This window comes from Rathayibacter sp. VKM Ac-2879 (genome assembly GCF_015351245.1).
Taxonomy (GTDB): Bacteria; Actinomycetota; Actinomycetes; order Actinomycetales; family Microbacteriaceae; genus Rathayibacter.
On sequence record NZ_JADKSO010000001.1, the window covers coordinates 393700 to 415003 of the forward strand.

Sequence of the window (21304 nt, forward strand, 5' to 3'; positions counted from 1 at the left end):
CAAGGGCGGCCCACGGCGGCCCGTGACGGGGTTCTCACACCGCTGCACTCTGGACGGCGGGCGAGACGTCAGCGGGCGAACGTACGCCCGTAGACCGCCACGTCCAGTCGTTCGTCTCCTCGAGGCAACGCAGAGGCGAGGACGCCTTCACGAGTGAACCCGAGCCGCTCAGCAACGCGCGAGCTGCGCTCGTTCTCAACCGCTGTTCGAATCTCAACTCGACGGATTCCTCGGCTTGGGGCCTCTGTCAGCAGCGCAGCGCAGGCACCAGTCACGGCGCCGCGACCCTCGGTCGCAGCGTCGATCCAGTACCCGAGTTCCGCTGTCTGCGTGTAGGAGTTCACTCGAAGAGAGGCTGAACCGACGATAGCGTCGCCGGACATGATGACGGTCGGCAGCACGGATCCCGCGACGAAGTCCGCCAGCTGAGCACGAGTGAAGGCAGCAGCGCCGTTCTCGGCACGTGCAGCTGCCGCGCTTCAGGTCGTTGAAGAACACCCCTCCTTACAGGAGGAGACTCAGCACAACGCCCGCCCAGCGCGTTCCGAGAGGCACAACAATGCCCCAGGACGTCGCCGTTAGATCGCCTCTGCCCGCCCGGGCTCGCTGCGCGACGGGGCGAAGTTCGACCGCGCGGAACGCACTCGAGCCGGCGAGAACTGGAAGGGCTCGATCTTTCCGACAGGGCTGGTGGTTCGGCGCGCTGCACGCAGCAGGAGCTCAGGGGTGAGCTCGTCCGGCGCCACCGCGATCGCCAGCCCCCGACGGTCGAGTTCTCGCGCGATCTGGATCTGGTGGTCGTCGATGTGCTCCCCGTGGGCCGCGAGACGCGGCACGAGGATGGGCACCTTCCCCGCCTCGATCGCCGTGATGGCCGCGCCGGTGCCGGCGTGTGCGATGACGACATCCGCCTCCTCCACGGCCTGCTGAAGCTCGTGGTGGGGGACACTTGCGCGAGCGGCGATCTCGTAGGGCGTCACGTCCGCGAGGCCGGTCTGCCAGAGCACCTCGGCGTCGCGCAGGAGTGGCACCGCGGCGGCGATGAGCCGATCGAAGGGATAGAGGTCCTGCGTGCCCACCGAGATCACGGCCCGGCGGATGCTGGGCACCGTCCTCGAAGGGCCGGTGGCGAAGGCGTCGAAGATCGAGCCGCCGAAGTGCCAGCGCTCGTCGGCCCACACGGGGTATTGCGTGTAGGTGTTCACCCCGGGAAAGTGCGAGACGATGCGCCCCGAGATCGAGGGTCCGTCGGCGCGCGCCGCGCTCTCGATGTAGTGGCACTCGATGCCCCGCATCGACGCCTCCGGCATGAACGACACCGCAGGGCTCGAGCCCGTGCTGAAAACGGCCGCGTAGTCGCCGCGGGCGAGGATGCGGTGCGCGAGCATCGCGTTCTGTCCGATCGCCACAGCCTCCCGCGGTGCCGCGAATCGGCTGAAGGTGACGCGACGGTCGCCGAGGAGCGAACGGCTGAGCGCGTTGTCGAAGGTCACCCAGTGCTGGTCGGCCGGGTCGATGCCGAACCGGGGAGCGAGGGTGAACAGCTGCTTGAGATGCCCTCCGCCGGAGCAGACGAACAGAAACTGTGACATGGGACCCTCTCCCGGACCGGTCGGGCCCGTGGGCTCCGCGACCGGCGGATGTGAATGTGGCGGCAATGCGAGGTGGTGCGATGTCGCTGAGAGGGGATCGCTGCCCCCTCCTCTCTTCGGAGCCGACGGCTCGAAAGGAGGGAAGGTCGTGGCGATCCCGCGACGCTCAGAGCGCGATGAGAGCTCCCGAGGCGTCGGATGGCGGCGGTTCCGGCGGGCGGGCGCGGGGGACGGGAGCGGTCCTGCGCGTCATAGGGGGTCCTGGTCGGGTTCGGGTGGAGCTTCGAGCGGGGCGGGTTCGCGAAGAGCGACGTCAGGGTTCGACGCTGGCGGGCGGGCGCCGCGGGGCGTGCTCGCCCTCCGTTCGATCGGAGACTGTGCGTCGCCCGATCTCGGGTCCGGAGGGAAGCGGCCGGCCGCAGTGCCACCTTTACGATAACCAGACCCTCAGGTGTTGGCTACTCGGAGGGTCCCCCCACTGGGGGGATTTACTCAAGCGTCTCCGATGTGTCACATGTCGGCAACGAGCCGCGAGCGGGCGCCATCACGATCGAGCAGGATGTCGAGGACCGTCCGGTGCCTCGAGGCCCACGAGTTCTCCTCCACCCACGCCACGCGCTCGCTCTCGGAGGCGCGACCCGCCGCAAGGGCCTCGTCGATCACTCCGGCGAACTCCGCCATGGTCGGGACGATCCTGATCCGGTCGCTGATGCCGTGGATGGGCGGCAGATCGACCGAGATCACGGGACTGCCGCTCGCGACGTACTCGTACAGCTTCAGCGGGCTCATCGCCTCCGTCAGTGGCGTGCGGCGATGGGCCAGCAGGCAGAGTTCGACGTTGCGCATCGTCGCGACCAGTTCGCGGCGACCGACCGAGTGGTGCAGGTGCACGTTCGGGAACGGGGCGAGCGGCGCGAGATAGCCGGGGTCGGGCTGTGGGCCCATCAGCACGATCTGCAGCTGCGGATGCGCCTGCGCGACCGCGACGATCCCCTCCACGTCGAGTCGGTCGTCGAGGGTGCCGACATGCAGAGCGCGAGGCCCGGGGATGCTCAGCAGCCACTCGGGGGCGTCGGGGACGGGGCCGCCCCACTCCTCAGGAGCGACGCCGTTGGGAACCACGGCATGCGGACCGGTCGGGGCGATGCGGTCGATGATCTCTTGCGAGACCGCGGTGACCGAGCGGCCACTGGAGGCCACGCGGCGGTACGCCTCCTGGAAAGCGGGCCAGTGACTGCGCCAGCGAGTCGACGTCGTCCAGTCGTCGCGAGCGAAGAACATCACGTGCTCCGCCCATTCGAACGGGGCGAAGCCCGCCACGACCGGGCTCGTGGTGACCACGACCGGGCGCACGAGCTCGAGTTCGTCGGCAAGACGCGCGATCCCGCGGTCGTACGCGCGGTACTCGGCCTCGAGGCCGGCGACGTCGGTCGGATCGCTCCGGCGCAGACGCAGCGGTGTGTGCAGGACGCGCCGGGGCGTCGCGGGAAACTCGACCTCGCGACCGAGCACCGAGCGGACGACGCTCGTCGGCAGGAAGCGGTAAGGGTTCGCCACGATGAGGCGCCCCACTTGCGGACTCTCCATGAGCGAGGTCAGGATGCGGTCCGGCGGCCGCATCATGCCGCGGCGGGCGGCGTCGGTGTACGTCTCGTAGGAGAAGGTGAAGATGACGTCGCGCACAACGCCGCCCTTGTTCGAATCGCTCACTGCGGGTGTCCTCACGCGAAGGTCCTGATGACGCGCGCCGGAACGCCGACGGCGACGGAGAAGTCCGGCACGTCCTCGCGGACCACCGCGTTGGCGCCGATGACGGCCCCGCGACCGACGGTGACACCGGGCATGATGACGGCGTTCTCGCCGATCCACGCGCCGCGACCGATCCGCACGGGCGCAATGCGGTCGACGGGCTGATCGCGGATGAACGTCTCCGGATCCGAGAAGCCGTGCGAGTGGTCCGAGATGTACACGCCTCTGGCGATACCCACGCCGTCCTCGATGACCACGCTGCGCACGGCGCTGATCGCCGTCATGTTCATGCGGACCCGGTCGCCGATGATGAGGGCAGGGGTCGGCGCGTCCTCCGAGGGGACCATCAGCATGCAGTTCGCGCTAATCAGGACGTTGTCCCCGATCGAGATCCGCTTGCCCTGGCCCGCTCCGATCCTGAACGGCAGGCAGATCCGCGAGCCTCGGCCGAAGCGGTGGAAGCCACCGGCGACCAGCTTGCTGAAGGCCAGATCGCGGGCTCGCTGGGCGAGGATCGCGAGATCCAGTCCGTTCACAGCATCGTCTCCAGGGTCGAGCGGAGCAGAACCGCCGGGGATGCGCGTTCTGAGCCTGGGGGCAGTGCGTCGGGGAGACGCAGAGAGGGAATGTCCCCACGATAGCGAGCGCTTCCTGAGCGCAACGAGTCCACGTCCCCCGCCGAGGCGAGGTTTTACCCCGCCGAAACAGGCGACTCCGTCCCGTCCGGCTGCGCGATGGCCGAGCATCGCAGCGAGCCCGGCGCTTGGCGGCCCGGCGCCGCCTCCGGTGGGCGTAAAATCAGACGGTCCGCCCGCAGGGGCCGGCTCCGCACGGAACGTGCGCCGGCGCATCGTCGGACCAGGCGGCGTCGCTCGGCCCGCTCCCGCTCCGCGACTCCGACCGACCGCACCACCAGAGAGGCTCGCCCGTGGCCCACGCCGCCGACTCCGCCAGCCGTCTGTGGGCCCTGCCCCTCGCACGCGCGATCGTCGCTGCGGCCGCCGGTGCAGTCGTCACCTTCTCACCCGACCACGGGCCCGCGCTCGGCCTCACGGTCTTCGGAGGCTTCGCGATCGCGAGCGGTGCCGTCGCGATCGTGAACGCCGTGCGCACCCTCTCGGGCAGGGCTCGCTCGCTCGGGGTCGGCGCGGCAGCGCTGACGGTGGTCGTCGGGATGGCGGCGTTCTTCGCGCTGCCGGTCGCGACCCTCCTCGCCTTCGTGGCGCTCGTCGCGGGCTGGGGGCTCGTCTCGGGGTTCCTCGAGTTCGCGAGCGGACGTCGCGGCTCGGGCCTCGCGGCCCGCGACCGCGTGGTCGTCGGAGTGGGCACCATGCTCCTCGGCGCCGCGTTCGCGCTGCTGCCTCCGCACCCCGTGGTCACGGTGGGGCTCCTCGGTGCCTATGCGGTGATGCTCGGCGTCTACCTCGCCATCGCGGCCTTCTCGCTCAAGTGGGCGGCCGTCGCTGACCCCGCCGCACGCACGACCCCCACCTCCGGAGGAGACCGATGACCGCCGAAGGCCAGAACCCCGAAAGCCAGGCCCCCGCCGAGTCGCAGACCCCTGCCGAGTCGCAGACCCCCGCCGAGTCGCGCGACCTCACTCCGCGCACCTTCCAGCCCACGCGGAAGGACCGCCTCCGGCCGCTCGAGCTCATCGGCTTCTCGGCGGTCCTCGCCGTGTTCGTCGGACTCGTCGTGCTGCTCTCGACCCGCGAGCCCGTGGTGGCGCTGGTCGCGCTGGGCATCACCTTCATCGTCGTCCTCGTCGCGATCGCGATGTTCTCGCTGACCTTCACGCCGAACGCCGCCGAGATCGCCGACATCGACGAGCAGGACCGCGGCCACTAGCGGGCGCCCGGCCTCGGGCCTCCCGCGGCCGCCTCACGACAGGCGATCGACCAGCTCGGAGGCGAGCCCCGTGTACCCGCCGGGCGTCAGGGCGAGGAGGCGCGTCCTCGCCGCGTCGCCGATGTCGAGTCGCCGGACGAAGACGGCAAGGTCCTCCGCCCCGAGGCGCTTGCCGCGGGTGAGGTCCTTGAGCAGCGCGTACGGATCGGTGATGGCCGAGCGGCCGGCCGCCACCTCGGCGCGGATGACCGTCTGGATCGCCTCCGCGAGCACCTCCCAGTTGCCGTCCAGATCGGCGGCGAGTGCGAGGGGATCGAGGTCGATCTCGAGGAGGCCCCGTGCGACGTTGTCGAGGGCGAGCAGCGAGTGCCCGAAGGCGACTCCGATGTTGCGCTGTGTCGTGGAGTCGGTGAGGTCGCGCTGCAGGCGCGAGGTCACCAGCGTCTGCGCGAGGGAGTCGAGCAGCGCGCTCGAGAGCTCGAGGTTCGCCTCCGCGTTCTCGAAGCGGATCGGGTTGATCTTGTGCGGCATCGTCGACGAGCCGGTCGCTCCGGCCTGGGGGATCTGACGGAAGTAGCCGAGCGAGATGTAGGTCCAGATGTCGGTGCAGACGTTGTGCAGAATACGGTTCGCGTGAGCGGCCTTGCCATACAGCTCGGCCTGCCAGTCGTGTGACTCGATCTGTGTCGTGAGCGGGTTGAAGACGAGGCCGAGGGAGGTGACGAACTCCTCCGCGAGCGCGGGCCAGTCGGTGCTCGGGTCGGCCGCGAGGTGAGCGGCGAAGGTCCCCGTCGCTCCGCTGAATTTGCCGAGGTACTCGGTGGCGTCGATCTGCGCGATCACGCGGTCGAGCCGGTAGGCGTAGACCGCGAACTCCTTGCCCATCGTCGTGGGGGTGGCCGGCTGCCCGTGAGTGCGGCTCAGCATCGCCTCGTCGCGGTAGCGCACGGCGAGCTCGCGCAGGGAGTCGACGACCGAGCGAAGCTTCGGCAGCCAGATCTCGCCGACCGCTTCCCTGACGACGAGCGCGTAGGAGAGGTTGTTGATGTCCTCGCTCGTGGCGGCGAAGTGGGTGAGCTCGGCGATCCGCTCGAGTCCGAGCTCGTCGAGCCAGCGACGCACGAGGTACTCCACGGCCTTCACGTCGTGGCGCGTCCGGGCCTCGAGGACGGCGAGCTCGTCGATCTCGGGCTGGCCGAAGTCGCGCGCGCGGCGGCGCAGCTCCTCGGCCGTGGCGGCGTCGACCGGCTCCGAGCCGAACAGGCGCCGGTCGGTGAGGGCGAGCAGCCACTCGATCTCGACGTGCACGCGCGCGCGGTTGAGACCCGCCTCCGACAGGTGCTCGCCGAGCGGGGAGACGGCGGCGCTGTAGCGTCCGTCGAGGGGGCTCAGCGGCTGAGGGGGGAGCGAGGTCATGCGGGTGTGCCTTCCGGTTCTCGGTCGTCCGGCGAGGGGCGGGCGACGGTGCGCATGCCGGAGGAGTCGGTGCGGACCGTGCGATTGCCGCGCAGTCCGGGTTCGATCTGGGCGAAGAGCGACCGGCAGGCGCGCTCGATGAGCGCGAGCACCTGGTCGAACGCCGCCGCATCGGAATAGTAGGGGTCCGGGACGTCGCCCTGCGGTGAGAGGCCCGGCTCGAAGTCGAGGAGGCGACGCACTTTCTGCCTGTCGCCCTCGGTGCGCGCCCACGAGCGGAGGGCCCGTTCGTGGCCGTGGTCGAGCGCGACGACCAGGTCGAGCTCCTCGAAGCGGCCCGGGTCGAACAGTTGCGCGCGGTGGTGTTCGCCGGTGAGGCCGTGGCGTTCCAGGGCGTCGAGCGCCCGCTGGTCGGCATGCTCGCCGAGGTGCCACTCGCCGGTGCCCGCCGAGCTGATCTCGATGGCGGAGGCGAGACCGGCGCGCTCGGCGAGGGAGCGCAGCACGACCTCGGCCATCGGCGACCGGCAGATATTGCCGGTGCACACGAAGCACACGGCGAACGCCGAGGGTGCAGGGGAGTGGCGGGTCACCCGCCCATTCTGGCCCACGGAGGCTCCTCCCCAGGAGGCGGATTCGGGAGTTCTCCGCCGCCCGGGTCAGTCCTCGCCGTGGCGGGCGAGCGGGCGGAGGACGAGGCCGATGAACCAGTTGAGGAGTGCGAGCACGAGCGCGCCCCAGACACCCCACCAGAAGCCGTCGACCGCGAGGCCGAAGCCGAAGAGCCCGCTGACCCATGCGGTCGCGATGAGGAGCACCCCGTTCACGAGGAACGAAACCAGACCCAACGTGAGCACGTACAGGGGAAAGGCGAGCACCCGCACCACCGGGCCGACGACGGCGTTGACGACGCCGAAGATCAGAGCGACCAACAGATACGTGAGGATCGCGGGCGTGGCCCCCGCGTCGAACGGATCGACTCGCACCCCGGCGACGACGAGCGTCGTGAGCCAGAGCGCGACTGCATGGGTGACGAGGCTGAGGAGGAGTCTGCGCATGACTCCACTATCGCGCTGCTCGGCGGGGTGCGTGCTGGTGCCTCCCGGCCGTGTCTCCGCCTCCGCCTAGCATGGGCGGGTGACCGACCAGCAGGAGCCTCCCGTCCGCCTCCGCCCCGAGATCCTCGCGCTGCCCGCCTACCGGCAGGGGCGCGCCGCTCCCGCCGACGCGTTCAAGCTCTCGTCCAACGAGAACCCCTTCGATCCGCTGCCCTCTGTGCTCGCGAAGGTGCGCGAGATCGACGACTTCAACCGCTACCCCGATGCCTCGGCGAGCGCCCTGCGCACGGCGATCGCCGCCCGGTTCGGCGTGGGGGTCGACGAGGTCATCGTCGGAGCCGGCTCTGTCGCGGTGATCGCGCAGATCATCAGCGCCGCCGCCGGAGCGGGCGACGAGGTCGTCTACGCCTGGCGCTCGTTCGAGGCCTACCCGGCGCTCGTCACCACGGCCGGCGCCACGAGCGTCCGGGTGCCGCTCCGCCCCGACGACACGCACGACGTCGAGGCGATGGCGCAGGCCGTCACCGGACGCACCCGGCTGATCATCGTGTGCAGCCCCAACAACCCCACGGGCACGATCGCGACGGCCGACGACGTCGTCGCCTTGCTCGATCGGGTGCCGAGCGATGTGCTCGTGCTGCTCGACGAGGCGTACGCCGAGTTCGTCGGAGACGAGCGCGCGGTCGACGGTGCGCGTCTCCTCACCCGTTACCCCAACCTCGTGATCGCGCGGACCTTCTCGAAGGCCTACGGCCTCGCCGGGCTCCGCGTCGGCTACGCGATCGGACATGCGCGGATCCTCGACGCCGCGCGCTCCACCGCGATCCCGCTCGCCGTCACGCGCTTCGCCGAGTCCGCCGCGGTCGCCTCCCTCGACCACCGCGAGGAGCTGCTCGAGCGGGTGCGCCGCATCACACGCCTCCGCGACCGGCTCTGGCAGGCGCTCCAGGACCAGGGCTGGACCATCCCGCGCTCCGAAGCGAACTTCCTCTGGTTCGACACCCGTGAGCAGACGGAGTGGGCCGCCGGCGTCTTCGAGCGGGCGGGAGTCGTGGTGCGCGCGTTTCCGCCCGAGGGCATCCGGGTGTCGGTCGGCGAGGCCGGCTCTGTCGACAAGCTCCTCACTGCGGCGGCCGAGATTGTGGAGTCCCTCCCGCAGGGGCATCCCGCGAGGCGGATAGGTTAGTCGGGTGGTAGCCACCAGCACGGAGTCGCCGACGGTCCAGTTCCTCACCGCCGACGGGCGGTTCGCGCCGACCCCTGCGGCCGAGGCCTACGCCTCGATCGTGGAGGGCGTGAGCGAGCAGCAGCATCGCGAGTTCTACCGCGAGATGGCGATCGTCCGCCGCTTCGACATCGAGGCGGCGAACCTCCAGCGACAGGGTCAGCTGGGGCTCTGGGTCCCCAGCCACGGGCAGGAGGCGGCCCAGGTCGGCTCCGCGTTCGCCATGCGACCGCAGGACCACGTGTTCCCCTCCTATCGCGAGCACGTCGTCGGCAAGATCCGCGGCGTCGATCTGCTCGGGGTCCTGGCGCTGCTGCGCGGGACCACCCACGGCGGATGGGATCCCACCGACCCCGCCAACGGCAACTTCCACCTCTACACTCTCGTGCTCGGCTCGCAAGCGCTGCACGCCACCGGCTACGCGATGGGCCTCACCCTGGACGGCGCGACCGGCACGGGCGATCCCGAGCGCGACGCGGCCGTCGTCGTCTACTTCGGCGACGGCGCCTCCAGCCAGGGAGACATCAGCGAGGCGATGGTGTTCGCCGCGAGCTATCAGGCGCCCGAGGTGTTCTTCCTGCAGAACAACCACTATGCGATCTCGGTGCCCGTCGCGACGCAGTCGCGCAGCCCGCTCTACCTCCGCTCCTCCGGCTTCGGCATTCCCGGCGTGCAGATCGACGGCAACGACGTGCTCGCGAGCTACGCGGTCACCGCCAAGCACCTCGACGACGCGCGCTCAGGAGGCGGACCTCAGTTCATCGAGGCCCTCACGTACCGCATCGGGGCGCACACCTCGAGCGACGACCCCACCAAGTACCGCACGGACGACGAGCTCGCCTCGTGGGTCGCGAAGGACCCGATCACGCGCTTCGCCGCCTTCCTGCGCTCCGAAGGGGTCGCGCAGTCGTTCTTCGACGAGGTCGACGAGGAGGCGCGCGACTTCGCCGCCGACATCCGTCGTCGGCTGCTCGAGCTCGAGCCTCCCGAGGCCGACGTGATCTTCGACCACGTGTACGCCGAGCCGCACCCGCGGGTCGAGGAGCAGAAGGCGTGGCTTCAGCGCTACGAGGAATCGTTCGGAGGCGAGTGATGACGATCGACACGAGCACCACGGCCGTGCAGCCGCCCCTCACGGGGGCGCAGCTGGAGTCGATGTCCATGGCCAAGGCCCTGAACGCCGGTCTCCGCCGCGCGATGACCGACGACGAGCGCGTGCTGCTGATGGGCGAGGACATCGGCCCGCTCGGCGGCGTCTTCCGGATCACGGAGGGCCTGCACGCCGAGTTCGGTCCGCGGCGCGTCCTCGACACCCCCTTGGCCGAATCGGGCATCGTCGGGACGGCCATCGGCCTCGCCCTGCGCGGATTCCGGCCCGTGTGCGAGATCCAGTTCGACGGGTTCATCTACCCCGCGTTCGACCAGATCACCTCACAGCTCGCGAAGATCAGCAACCGGCACGAGGGTTCGGTCACGATGCCCGTCGTCATCCGCGTGCCCTACGGCGGCCACATCGGAGCGGTCGAGCACCACCAGGAGAGCAACGAGGCGTACTTCGCGCACACCGCGGGCCTGCGAGCGGTCAGCCCCTCCACGCCCCACGACGCCTACTGGATGATCCAGGAGGCGATCGCCTCGGACGACCCGGTGATGTTCTTCGAGCCCAAGAGCCGCTACTGGCCCAAGGGCGATGTCGACCTCTCCACCTCCGGTACCCCGCTGCACGCGAGCCGCGTCGTGCGCCAGGGCACCGAGGTCACGGTGGTGGGCTGGGGTCCGATGGTCTCGGTGCTGCTCCAGGCGGCCGAGCTCGCCGGCGAGGAGGGCACGAGCCTCGAGGTCGTCGACCTGCGCTCGATCTCGCCCATCGACTGGGAGCCGCTTCTCGCGTCCGTGCGCAAGACCGGCCGACTCATCGTCGCGCAGGAGGCCTCCGCGAACGTCAGCCTCGGCTCCGAGATCGCCGCGACGATCACCGAGCGTGCCTTCTACTCGCTCGAGGCGCCCGTGCTGCGGGTCGCCGGCTTCGACACCCCCTTCCCGCCCGCCAAGGTCGAGAAGCTCTTCCTTCCCGACGTCGACCGCGTGCTCGAGGCCGTCGACCGCTCGCTCGCGTACTGACGCGCGATCCCTTCCCGTCCGAGCCCCCAGGAGTCCCGCCGATGACCGAACAGTTCCTCCTCCCCGATGTGGGCGAGGGCCTCACCGAGGCCGAGATCGTGGCCTGGAGGGTGAAGATCGGCGACGAGGTGACCGTGAACCAGGTCCTCGTCGAGATCGAGACCGCGAAGTCGCTCGTCGAACTGCCCTCGCCCTTCAGCGGCACCGTCGTCGACGTGCTCGTCGACGAGGGACAGACGGTCGACGTCGGCACCCCGATCATCACCGTCCGCTCGAGCGCGGGTGCCGCCGGCCCCGAGGTCCCGGCGATGCCCGCCCAGCCCGCGCCATCCACGTCCGAGCCCGGAGAGGGCTCCGGGGCCGCCCTCGTCGGCTACGGCACGGCGGGCGGACACGTCGCCACCCGCCGACGTCGCCCGGGGGCGGCGCCGGCCGCTGCGCCGGCCCGCCCGAGTGCACCGCAACGACCCGCCTCGGTGCCCGCCGCGGCCGCCCTGCCCGTCATTGCGAAGCCGCCGATCCGCAAGCTCGCGAAAGACCTCGACGTCGACCTCCTCGAGGTGCAGGCCACCGGGCTCGCCGGTGAGGTCACCCGCGACGACGTCATTCGCCACGCGTCCCAGGCCAGCGTCTTCCGCAACATTCAGACGCCCGACTGGGCAGACTCGCGCGAAGAGCGGATCCCCGTCCGCGGCGTGCGCAAGGCCATCGCCGCGGCGATGTCGACGAGCGCCTTCACCGCCCCCCACGTCAGCGTCTTCGTCGACGTGGACGCGACCCGCACGATGGAGTTCGTCAAGCGGCTCAAGAACTCGCCAGACTTCGCGGGCGTCAAAGTCTCACCGCTGCTCATCATGGCGAAGGCCATCATCTGGGCGGTCAGGAGGAACCCCACCGTCAACTCCGCCTGGACCGACACCGAGATCATCGTCCGGCACTACGTCAACCTCGGCATCGCCGCGGCGACCCCTCGCGGCCTGCTCGTCCCGAACGTCAAGGATGCCCAATCGATGAGCCTCCTCGAACTGGCCCAGGCGCTCGAGAAGCTCACCCTCGACGCTCGCGACGGCAAGACCACGGCCGCCGACATGCAGAACGGCACCATCACCATCACCAACATCGGGGTGTTCGGGATGGACACCGGCACGCCGATCCTCAACCCGGGCGAGGTCGCGATCATCGCCCTCGGCACGATCAAGCAGAAGCCGTGGGTCGTCGACGGCGAAGTCCGGCCCCGCTACGTCACCACCGTCGGTGGATCCTTCGACCATCGCGTCGTCGACGGCGACGTCGTCAGCCGCTTCGTCGCCGATGTCGCGAGCGTCCTCGAGGAACCGGCGCTGTTGCTCGACTGAGCAGTCTCCTCCGTCGTCGTCGGCCGCGTCTCGGTCGGCCGGGGCGGGCAGGGCGTGGGTGGAGCGGGACGGTATCCGGTCGTTCGCTCGAGACCGTGAGGGTGGGAGACCGCGCCCTTCCCGAGGAGGCGCGGCTCCACCGGTACGGGCCAGAAAAAGAAGAGCGGGCGGCCGGGCGCGATGCGCCTGGCCGCCCGCTCCGGGGATCAGCGGCAGCTGAGCGCGGCGAAGCCGGGCTGGGCCGAAGCCGGAGCGGCGGCGCCCGCCGTGGACGACGTCGACGCGACCGTCAGGGTGCCGGCCGTGACACTCGTGGCGCGAGTGCTGAAGGCGGCGGTGACGGTCTTGCCGGGAGCGACGGCTGCGAACGACTTGCTGCCCCACGCCGACGTCACGGTCACGTCGGCGGCGACCGGACCGGTGTTGGTCGCGGTACCGGTGACCGTGACCTTGCCCGCGATGCAGCGCGACAGTGCCGAGGCGTCGACCGTCAGGGCCGCGGTCCGCAGCGTCATCGGGGTGACCGAGATCTTGTCGATGTTCGGTGCGTACTGCGAGGTGAGCAGCACCCCCGGGAACGTGTCGGACAGGTAGGTCTTGCCGTCGAACTCGGGCAGCTCCTTCGAGGTGAACGAAATCGTGTTCGAGCCCTTCTTCAGGGTCACGGGCACCGTCAGATCCCACAGCTGGTTCTGGTGGAAAGTGTGCGGGAAGAGCACGCGCTGCGTGACTCCGTTGACCGTGATGTCGGCGTGCCGGGCGATCGGGTCGGGGTTGTAGTGCGTCGCGGGCGACTGCTCCTCGTTGGAGTAGCGCACGGTCAGCGCGTACGTCCCGTCGTCCTTGGCCTGCACCGAGGAGAAGGTGAGCGAGGAGTCGCCGTTGCGTCCGCCTCCGATGTTGCCGACCGCCTTGCCGCCCGAGGCCAGCGAGAGGTCGCGCACCACGGCGGGTCCGGCGATGGTCGCCGCCTCCGCCTCGTAGCTCGTGCTGGTCAGGGCACCGCTCGAGGCGCCGATCGTGATGCGGTCGAGCAGCAGCGTGCCGCTCGTGCCCGTGACCTCGATCTTGTTCACGCCTCCCGACAGGAACACCTGCTTGACAGTGCTCGAGGTGACCGGGCCGACCTTGACGTCGTTGACGTACAGGTCACCTGAGCCGCCGCCGAGGGTGTCGATGCCGATCGACGCCGGGGCGTCCTTGGCGCTATAGGTCCACAGGGTGTCGGTGGCGCCGGTGCCGAGGCTGGCGACCCCCGAGCCCGAGACTCCTGCGCGGGAGTAGTCGGCGGTCGCTCCGCTGGAGAGGTCGCCTGTCTCGGCCTCGTAGATCGAGGTCGCGGAGGAGGCGCTCGGCAAGGAGAGCTCGATCTTGTCGATGATCTCGTCGCCCACGGTCGACTTCGTGCCCGCCAGGTTCTTGGCGGCTAGCGAGATCGTGTGCGTGCCGGCGGTCAGGGCGACCTTCGTGTCGGCGTGGTCCCAGACCACGAACTTGTAGGCGAGCGGCAGGTAGACCTCTTGCTCGGCTGCTCCGTCGACGGTCACGAAGGCGTTGACCGGCCCTTGTTGGGCGTTGGCGGCGAAGGTGTTGAGCGAGTTGGCGAAGATGCTCAGGTTGTAGTCGCCGTTTTTGGGCACGGTGACCTGGAAGTTGAGCTTCAGGTCGCCGCCTGCGCGGATGCCGCCGACATCGCGGCCGCCCGAGGTGTAGAAGCCGCCGACGTTGCTCGGCGATCCCTCGGGGCCGTTGAGGTTGCGTGTCCCGGTGAAGGGCGCGTCCTCGGCCTCGTACTTCTGGCGGAAGTCGACCGGCGAGGAGGAGGGCGAGGTCGCGTTGGCTCCCGGAGTCACGATGACCTCGTAGGCCGAGTCCGCGTCGAGGGCGGGCAGCGAGCCGCCGAAGTCGAGCGCGAGGCTGCCGTTGGTGACGGTCGCGTCGTACTCCTTCACGGTCTGCGGCGCGCCCGAGTCGCCGACCTGGCCGGTCCAGCGGATCTCGTTGACCTTCACGTGCACCTTCGAGCCGAAGGTGGCGGAGGGGATGCGGTCGAAGGTGACCCTCTGCGAACCGCTACTGCCCCCGAAGATCGCGCGGGCCTGCTTGGTCGCGGTGTCGAGGGTGGCGACGCCCTGCAGCGTGTAGCTCGCGCCGGGCTGCGGAGGCGTGACCGCGACCGTCTTGCCGGTCATCGACGAGTAGGCGTTGAGGAGCCACCATTGGCCGTTTGCGCGATTCGCCTGGACGGCCGAGTCGCTGAGGTTGCCGTCGATGTTCCAGTAGGCGATGTCGCCGTCGACCTTCTTGTCCTCCAGCGCGCTGACCCACTGGATCATCTGGCCGGGAACGGAGGTGTGGTAGTTGAAGGCGTACTCGTTGAGGTTGATCGGCAGGTGCTTCCCGGCGTAGGAGGTGCCGGTGTAGAGCTCGTCCTCCCAGGAACGGAAGCGGTCGACGTTGGTGCGGATGTCGCCGGGATTGCTGAGCTCGTGCCAGGTCATCACGTCGGGCACGGTGTTCTTCGCGAGGGTGTGCGTCATGAAGCCGCGGATCTGGTTGTAGAGGATGCTCGTGTTCGGTCCGGCGATGCGAGCCGTCGGCATCTTGCCCTTGATGAGGGCGTAGGTGCTGTCCCACGCGGCGAAGAAGTCGGTGGGGTTGTCGAGCCAGCTGGTGCCGTTGTAGCTCCACTGCCCGTTGCCGAACATGTTGCCCTCGGGCTCGTTGAAGGGCACGAAGACGATGTTGTCCTGATACTGAGCGGGCATCGAGAGGACCTGGTCGACCTGCTTCGCGATCTTCGACTGATAGTCGGCGAGCTTGGCCTGCGGGGTGTCGCCCGGCCACTCGTAAGGGAAGCCTCGGTAGATGTCGGTCATGTAGATGAAGACGTCGCCGTTGGAGGCGTCGGCGATCGGCTTGACGACGTCCAGCGCGTCCGCTCCCGGGTGCTGCGGCCCGTCCTGGGCCTTAGTCGAGACGGTGCGCAGGCCCATCCCCTCGAGGAGGTTGCGTGAGGGCACGCCGTCGCCGTAGACGCCGTAGAGCGAGCCGGAGGCGCCGCCCATGAAGTCGCCGGTGGTCGTGCCGAGGTCGATGCTGAGCTCGCCCGGCGTGCGGACGGTCACGACCGCCGTGACGGCGCGAGTGGTGCCGGTGACGACTCCGTTGACCGTGAAGGAGCCGCGGGTGGCGTAGGCCGACGCGGGCACCGAGTCCCAGGTCACGGGGGCCGTGCGCGAGATGCCGTCCGAGTAGGAGGCGTCGATCCCGGCGGGCAGTGTCGGCGCAGTCCCCACATTGGTGAGCACGGTGACCGAGCTGGTGGAGAGCGCGGTGACGGTGGGCGCGGAGCTGCCGGCGAGTCCGCGGACCTGCGCGGCGGTGAGCGCCCGGTTGTAGACGCGGAAGTCGTCGATCGCACCGTCGTAGTAGGGGTGGACGTTCCACAGGGCGCGGCCGATATTGCCGCTCGTGCTAGCCGACGCCGAGTACAGCTGGGCGGCGAGGTCGACCGAGGCGGGGGCGGAGGCGACCTGGAGGCCGTTGAGGTAGAGCGCGATGGTGCTCCCGTCCATCGTCGCGGTGACGTTGACCCACTGGTCCTTCGGGAGAGCGGACGTGCTCGAGGCGCCGGTCTCGCCTCCGCCGCGCAGCTGCTTGATGATCGCCCGGGCGTTGCCGCTGTCGAAGGAGGGCGCGAACGCCGATGCGGCGTCGGGGCTGATGCCGAGGCACCAGAGCCACTGGAACCCGTCGGTGCCGGACCACTTCGTCCAGGCGGAGACCGTGGCTCCGCTGATGCCCTGGAAGACGCCGTTGGGCACGGTGATGTAAGGGGCGCTGGTCGAGTCCGACGCGCCGCCGGGGAGGTCGATCGCCTGCGTGCCGGCCGTGCGGCCCGCGACGTAGGTGGCCGAGCCGCTGTTGACGATGGTGCCGTCGAGCTTCTTCGACGACAGATCGGTCACCTTCGAGCCCGAGACCTGGCCCTGCTCGAAGTCGTAGCGGAGCACGAGGGCGTCCTGCGGGATGTCGGAGTCGGCCGCGAAAGCGGGCGACGCGACCGGCACGAGTGCCGTGAGAGCGACCACCGTGGCGGCGCTGAGCGAGAGTGCGAGCGCATGGGTTGCGCGCCTGCGGGGGGACGTCATCGTCACGCGAGCTTCTTCCTGTGGGGCGGAGAGACCGGGGCGCCGAGGCGCTGCGAAGCGTCGATGCTTCGAACCGGTTCGATAACCTTATTTTCGCGGACGCCCCGACACAAGGGTGAGGGTTCACGCAGTCGGTCCGCGGGAGGCTCTCCTCACGCCAGGTCGCGGTCACAGCCTCCGGGTGCTGCCGCGATCGACCAGGCGAGCCGCGAGGAGGCGCGTGGTGCCGGAGCCTGCCGTGGCGAGACCCTCGATGCGCTCGACCACCGCGTCCACCACGCGGGTGCCGAGCTCGCTCGGGCCGGTCTCGACGAAGCTGTACGGAAGGGTGAAGTCGCGCGCGAACTCCGCCGAGTACAGCCCGACGACGGCGAGGTCGTCGGGCACGCGGATGCCGCGAGGGCCGAGCAGGGAGGGCAGCATCGCCACCGTGCGGTCGCTGTGCACGATCAGGCCGGTGAGGTCCGGGTTCTCGTCGAGGAACCCCGAGACCATCGGCTCGATGCCCGCGGCCGAGGAGGCGGCGGCGCGGACCGCGAGCTCGATGCCGAGTCGCTCCGCGGTCTCGAGCGCCGCCTCTCGGAAGCGCCAGCAGTAGGTCCCGCCACGTTCGAACACGCGCTCGGGAGGCGTGACGAGGCCGATCCGGCGATGGCCGAGGCCGGCCAGGTGCTCGACGAGGAGCTGCGCGGCGGCTCCGAAGTCGAGATCGAAGACGTCGACCCCTTGGGCATCGGCGGGCACGCCGATGGCCGCGCCCGGACGGCGTGCCGTGCGCAGGGCCGGGAGGCGCTCGTCCTCGGTCGCGACGCTCAGCAGGATCACTCCGTCGACGAGGCCGGAGCCGGAGAGCCGGGTCAGGGCGGCGGCTCCGTCGCGGTCGGTCGTGAGCAGGATGTCGTAGCCGAGTTCGCGAGCACGCGTCGTGATGGGGAGGAGGTACTCCATCATCGCGGGCGCGAACTCGTCCGGATCGAAGTGCACGAGCACTCCGAGTGCCATCGTCCGTCGGGTCGCCAGGGCCCGGGCGCCGGCGTTGACCGTGAAATCGAGCTCGTCGATCGCGGCCTGGATGCGGCGCCGGGTATCGGGCGAGATGGCCCTCTTTCCCGAGATCGCATACGAGACGGTGCTGCGCGAGACACCCGCAGCTTTCGCGACGTCGCCGATCGTGGCCACCGTTTACCCCCTCGAACCGTTTCGAGGGTGGCACCAGGGGCCTCTAGACGCAACTCTTCCCCCGGAAAGACGGCGAGAGAGCGCTCCCGCAGGCGTCTCGGGACGCGCGGGCAGCTTCTCAGAGGGGGCGAACCCCGCTGCGCGGTGTCTCCCGTCCTCTTCGACCGTGTTGTTACCGTGAACACTTTCAGGTACTTTCGCTCTTATACCCTGCACCGCTTCGCGACTCCCCCTCCGCGAACTGAGGGTCAAACCGGTTCGATGTCGAACCCGAGAGGATCCGTCAACGATGACGACACGACCCCCGCGCGTCCGACGACGCCGACTGCTGGCGGCCGCACTCGCTTCTCTTTCGGCGGCCGCGCTCGCCGCCGGTGCTGCGGTTCCCGTCGCCGCCGCCGAGCCGAGCACCCCGCCGACGCCCGCGCAGAGCCTCCTCGCCGACTTCACCTTCGACTCGGCACCGACCGCAGGCGCGTTCACCGACCGCTCCGCCCGCGCGAGCGTGCAGGGCACCGCGACCCTCGTCCCTGGCCGTGACGGGCAGGGGACAGCCGCCTCGCTCTCGTCGTCGTTCTGGCTGAACCTCACCGGCACCGACGGGCAGCCGCTGCTCAAGGGCCGCGACAGCGTCACCTTCTCGTACGATTCCCGGCCCGCCACCGACGGCAACGTCGGCTGGAGCCTCTTCGCCGCGCGTACCGCCGACGGCCAGAACTACGGGCAGGAGAAGTACCTCGGTGTCCTCGACCGCACGACCGGGCTCAACGTCGAGCGGTACGCCAACACCACCGGCCGCGACACCTCCGGCAACCTCGCCGCTCCGGGATCGGGTGCGCAGTGGAAGCACGTCGACCTCGTGCTCGACGGCAGCACCGCCCGCCTCTACGTCGACGGCGTCGCGAAGTCGGTCACGACGGCCGGCCCGTCGCTCAGCACGATCCTCAGCAGCACCGGGGGCGTACTGCAGGTGGGGAAGGCGAACTGGGGAGGCGGAGAGTACTTCACGGGCCTCCTCGACAACCTGCGCGTCTACAGCCGAGCACTGACCGGAGCCGAGCTCGGCGCCGCACCGAGCTCCGTCGCCACCGACGTGGGCGCCGCCCTCGCCGTGCCCGCGACAGTGCTCGGAGACCTGCCCTCCCAGGTCCTCGGCAAAGCCGTGACCTGGACTGCGAGCGGAGCCGGTGCCGCGCGCGTCTCCTCCGCAGGGCGCGTCGACACCTCGGGCCTCGCCGCCCCGGTCTCCGTGACCCTGCAGGCCGCCGTCGCCGGAGTCGCCCAGACGTTCAGCTGGACCAGCACGATCGCCGCTCCCGGCGGCCGCATCGCCACCTACGTCAAGACGGTGACGACGACTAACGGAGTCAAGGACGACCCGCTGGCCTACAACGACGACCGCCGAGCAGACGCGCTCTATGCCGCGGCCCTGCCGACGGGCGCGAGCGCGTGGGAGCCGCTCAACCGCGCGCAGGCGATCCTCTACGTCGCGCAGGACGGCGACCAAAACCAGAAGCCCAACGCCCAGATGGGCTCGCCGCTGCTCTTCCGCGCGAAGGACGGCTCGCTCGCGGCGGTCTCGTCGCAGAACAACGCGACCGACTCCCTCTACCTGTGGAGCTCCTCCGACGGACGCACTTTCACCGACCAGCGCGTCGTGACGCTCGCCCCCGGCTCGGTCGTCACCGACCCGCGGATCGTCTTCGACACGGCCCGCTCGAGCTACAAGGTGTTCTGGACCGACCTGCTCACGGGGGAGGGGCGCGTGACCCTCCTCGCCGACCTCGCCGCCGGCACCACTCCGGGAGCCACCACTCTCGCCGACACCCGCACGCTCGGCGTGAGCGGCGCGGGAATCCCCAGCTGGGCCGCGCAGAACCAGGCGAGCGACGTCACTCTCACGGCGGGCGAGTTCGACACCTTCTACAAGAACTACGTCGACCTGCAGAACACCGGAGTCAAGACCCTCGCGGCGCAGGTCGCCCAGGGCGCCTCGTCGAGCGCGGTCGCCGCCTCCCTGCCGCAGAAGGCGGTCATGGAGTACAACGACGGCTCCACCAAGAGCCTCGTCGTCGACTGGCAGGACGACCTCTCGGGAGTCGACACCTCCAAGCCGGGCAGCTATCAGGTCAGCGGAGTCGTGCAGCAGGACCCCGAGAAGATGGTGAACGACGCGCGGGCCGACCCGCACGTGTTCCTCAACCCCGACGACGGCTACTACTACCTCACCGGCTCGCACTACGGTCAGCCGTCCACCGGCCCGATCGAGGAGAGCACCAGCTACCGCAAGATCGGCCTCAAGCGCGCGAAGACCCTCGCGGGCCTCGCGACCGCGCCCGAGCAGATCGTCATCGATCCCGACGCGGGCACTCCCGGCAAGCAGAGCCAATACCCCAACACCTTCTACGGCTGGGGCGGGTACATCTGGGCGCAGGAGTTCCACAAGATCAACGGCACCTGGTGGATCGTCGCCGGCATGCACAAGGGCTACGCGCTCACGGGCGCCTGGTGCGACAACACCGTGCTGATCCCGTACACCGGCACCGACGCCTCCATCGCCGCGGGTGGTTTCTTCGACCAGACGAAGTGGGGTGCGCCGGTCGTGCTCGAGGGTGCCCCGTTCGATGTGACCTACATCGACCGCCAGGAGAACGGCGCGACCCAGGGCTACTGGATCCTCCCCAGCGGCAATTCGATCTCGATCGCGAAGGCGCAGATGGGCCCGAAGGGGACCGTCCCCCTCATCGCGGGCGCGTCGAGCCGCGTCTACAGCCAGAGCCAGGCGTGGGAGCAGGGCAAGCGCTCGCCTACCCCCTCTGACACCACCGAGGGCACCGATCAGCCGGTCGTCGAGGCGCCGTTCATGGTGCAGCAGGGCGGGAAGATGTACCTGACCTACTCGGGTGGCACGGTCGACAAGTACTACTCGCTTGGGATGCTCACCGCCGACGCCACCGCCGATCTGCAGAACCCGGCGAGCTGGAAGCAGACCCCGTTCCCGGTGCTGGACACTTCCGACACCTACCAGGGTCGCCTCGGCGCCGACGAGACGGCATACACCCGCCAGCAGGCGGGCACCGGCCACAACTCGTTCGCCACCGACGAGTCCGGCAACCTCGTGCTCGCCTACCATGCGCGTCCCTACCCGGACCCGCACATGGTCACCGACCCGCAGAACGCCGGTGGCCTGTTCGACTCCGACCGCAACACCTGGCTCAAGGGCGTGAATGTGCGGGCCAACGGCGCGCTCGACCTCTCGCTCGGCAAAGACCAGGAGGTGGCGCCCGGCAACCGGACCGTCCGCGTGACCGTCACGGTCACCGGCTCGGCCGTCACGGCAAGCGCCGTCGCCCGCTGCGTCTCGGGCAAGGCGGTCGTCACGGTGACCACGAAGAACGCGGCGAACTCGACGGCCGACGTGCAGTGGAACACCGCCTGGGGCGCGCGCAGCCAGCAGATCGGCGCGCAGAAGACCGCCTCCCTCGCCATCACCACGCGCGCCACGTCGATCGTCGCCGGAACGCTGCAGGGCACCGCGACCATCGGCTCGACCTCGACGCCCGTGAGCGCGGCCTACCCCGCGCTGCGCTGCGGCTGATCACCTCCC

16 protein-coding genes are annotated in these 21304 nt (G+C 69.9%); 7 read left to right on the forward strand and 9 right to left on the reverse strand.

Annotation, left to right across the window (positions count from 1 at the left end; genetic code table 11):
* Window positions 1–68: 68 nt before the first annotated feature.
* The 4 genes from ITJ45_RS14395 to ITJ45_RS14275 form a co-directional block, all read right to left on the reverse strand.
* Window positions 69–383 (reverse strand): GNAT family N-acetyltransferase, encoded by a 315-nt coding sequence (locus ITJ45_RS14395; RefSeq protein ID WP_416365267.1) that lies wholly within the window; start codon window positions 381–383, stop codon window positions 69–71.
* A 195-nt stretch (window positions 384–578) separates the two neighbouring features.
* Complete coding sequence (locus ITJ45_RS01900; RefSeq protein ID WP_194607151.1) at window positions 579–1592, reverse strand: glycosyltransferase; 1014 nt, start codon at window positions 1590–1592, stop codon at window positions 579–581.
* A gap of 510 nt (window positions 1593–2102) precedes the next feature.
* The gene (locus tag ITJ45_RS01905; protein WP_194607152.1) at window positions 2103–3302 is read right to left on the reverse strand and encodes a hypothetical protein; all 1200 of its coding nucleotides are present in this window, start codon (window positions 3300–3302) and stop codon (window positions 2103–2105) included.
* A gap of 11 nt (window positions 3303–3313) precedes the next feature.
* On the reverse strand, window positions 3314–3877 hold the full coding sequence (locus ITJ45_RS14275) for an acyltransferase (RefSeq protein WP_323742814.1): 564 nt from the start codon (window positions 3875–3877) through the stop codon (window positions 3314–3316).
* Window positions 3878–4269: 392 nt separating this feature from the next.
* Between ITJ45_RS14275 and ITJ45_RS01915 the strand changes: the two genes are divergently transcribed.
* Complete coding sequence (locus ITJ45_RS01915; RefSeq protein ID WP_194607153.1) at window positions 4270–4851, forward strand: DUF308 domain-containing protein; 582 nt, start codon at window positions 4270–4272, stop codon at window positions 4849–4851.
* Window positions 4848–5189, forward strand: a complete 342-nt coding sequence (locus ITJ45_RS13930; RefSeq protein ID WP_228493405.1) for a hypothetical protein — start codon at window positions 4848–4850, stop codon at window positions 5187–5189. Before ITJ45_RS01915 ends, ITJ45_RS13930 begins: the two co-directional genes overlap by 4 nt.
* A 33-nt stretch (window positions 5190–5222) precedes the next feature.
* On the opposite strand, the gene purB is transcribed toward ITJ45_RS13930, so the two are convergent.
* The 3 genes from purB to ITJ45_RS01935 form a co-directional block, all read right to left on the reverse strand.
* Window positions 5223–6605, reverse strand: a complete 1383-nt coding sequence (gene purB, locus ITJ45_RS01925) for an adenylosuccinate lyase (protein ID WP_194607154.1) — start codon at window positions 6603–6605, stop codon at window positions 5223–5225.
* The gene (locus tag ITJ45_RS01930) at window positions 6602–7198 is read right to left on the reverse strand and encodes a low molecular weight protein-tyrosine-phosphatase (RefSeq protein WP_194607155.1); all 597 of its coding nucleotides are present in this window, start codon (window positions 7196–7198) and stop codon (window positions 6602–6604) included. Before ITJ45_RS01930 ends, purB begins: the two co-directional genes overlap by 4 nt.
* Window positions 7199–7264: 66 nt before the next feature.
* Window positions 7265–7663, reverse strand: a complete 399-nt coding sequence (locus tag ITJ45_RS01935; protein WP_194607156.1) for a phage holin family protein — start codon at window positions 7661–7663, stop codon at window positions 7265–7267.
* 79 nt (window positions 7664–7742) lie between these two features.
* On the opposite strand from ITJ45_RS01935, the gene hisC reads away from it, so the two are divergent.
* The 4 genes from hisC to ITJ45_RS01955 all read left to right on the forward strand — a co-directional run bounded on the left by hisC (window position 7743) and on the right by ITJ45_RS01955 (window position 12364).
* On the forward strand, window positions 7743–8849 hold the full coding sequence (hisC, locus tag ITJ45_RS01940) for a histidinol-phosphate transaminase (protein WP_194607157.1): 1107 nt from the start codon (window positions 7743–7745) through the stop codon (window positions 8847–8849).
* A gap of 4 nt (window positions 8850–8853) precedes the next feature.
* The gene (locus ITJ45_RS01945; protein WP_194607158.1) at window positions 8854–9981 is read left to right on the forward strand and encodes a thiamine pyrophosphate-dependent dehydrogenase E1 component subunit alpha; all 1128 of its coding nucleotides are present in this window, start codon (window positions 8854–8856) and stop codon (window positions 9979–9981) included.
* Window positions 9982–10043: 62 nt separating this feature from the next.
* Window positions 10044–11009 carry an alpha-ketoacid dehydrogenase subunit beta gene (locus tag ITJ45_RS01950; RefSeq protein ID WP_194607705.1) on the forward strand — a complete coding sequence of 322 codons (966 nt, stop codon included), beginning with the start codon at window positions 10044–10046 and terminating at the stop codon, window positions 11007–11009.
* 41 nt (window positions 11010–11050) lie between these two features.
* Window positions 11051–12364 carry a dihydrolipoamide acetyltransferase family protein gene (locus ITJ45_RS01955; RefSeq protein WP_194607159.1) on the forward strand — a complete coding sequence of 438 codons (1314 nt, stop codon included), beginning with the start codon at window positions 11051–11053 and terminating at the stop codon, window positions 12362–12364.
* Between the two features lie 206 nt (window positions 12365–12570).
* Here ITJ45_RS01955 and ITJ45_RS01960 read toward each other — a convergent pair whose 3' ends face one another.
* Both ITJ45_RS01960 and ITJ45_RS01965 read right to left on the reverse strand, forming a co-directional pair.
* Complete coding sequence (locus tag ITJ45_RS01960; RefSeq protein ID WP_194607706.1) at window positions 12571–16518, reverse strand: LamG-like jellyroll fold domain-containing protein; 3948 nt, start codon at window positions 16516–16518, stop codon at window positions 12571–12573.
* Window positions 16519–16686: 168 nt separating this feature from the next.
* A complete protein-coding gene (locus tag ITJ45_RS01965) occupies window positions 16687–17697 on the reverse strand; it encodes a LacI family DNA-binding transcriptional regulator (protein WP_194607160.1) in 1011 nt (336 codons plus the stop codon).
* Window positions 17698–17986: 289 nt separating this feature from the next.
* Between ITJ45_RS01965 and ITJ45_RS01970 the strand changes: the two genes are divergently transcribed.
* Window positions 17987–21295 carry a LamG-like jellyroll fold domain-containing protein gene (locus ITJ45_RS01970; protein WP_194607161.1) on the forward strand — a complete coding sequence of 1103 codons (3309 nt, stop codon included), beginning with the start codon at window positions 17987–17989 and terminating at the stop codon, window positions 21293–21295.
* Window positions 21296–21304 lie beyond the last annotated feature (9 nt).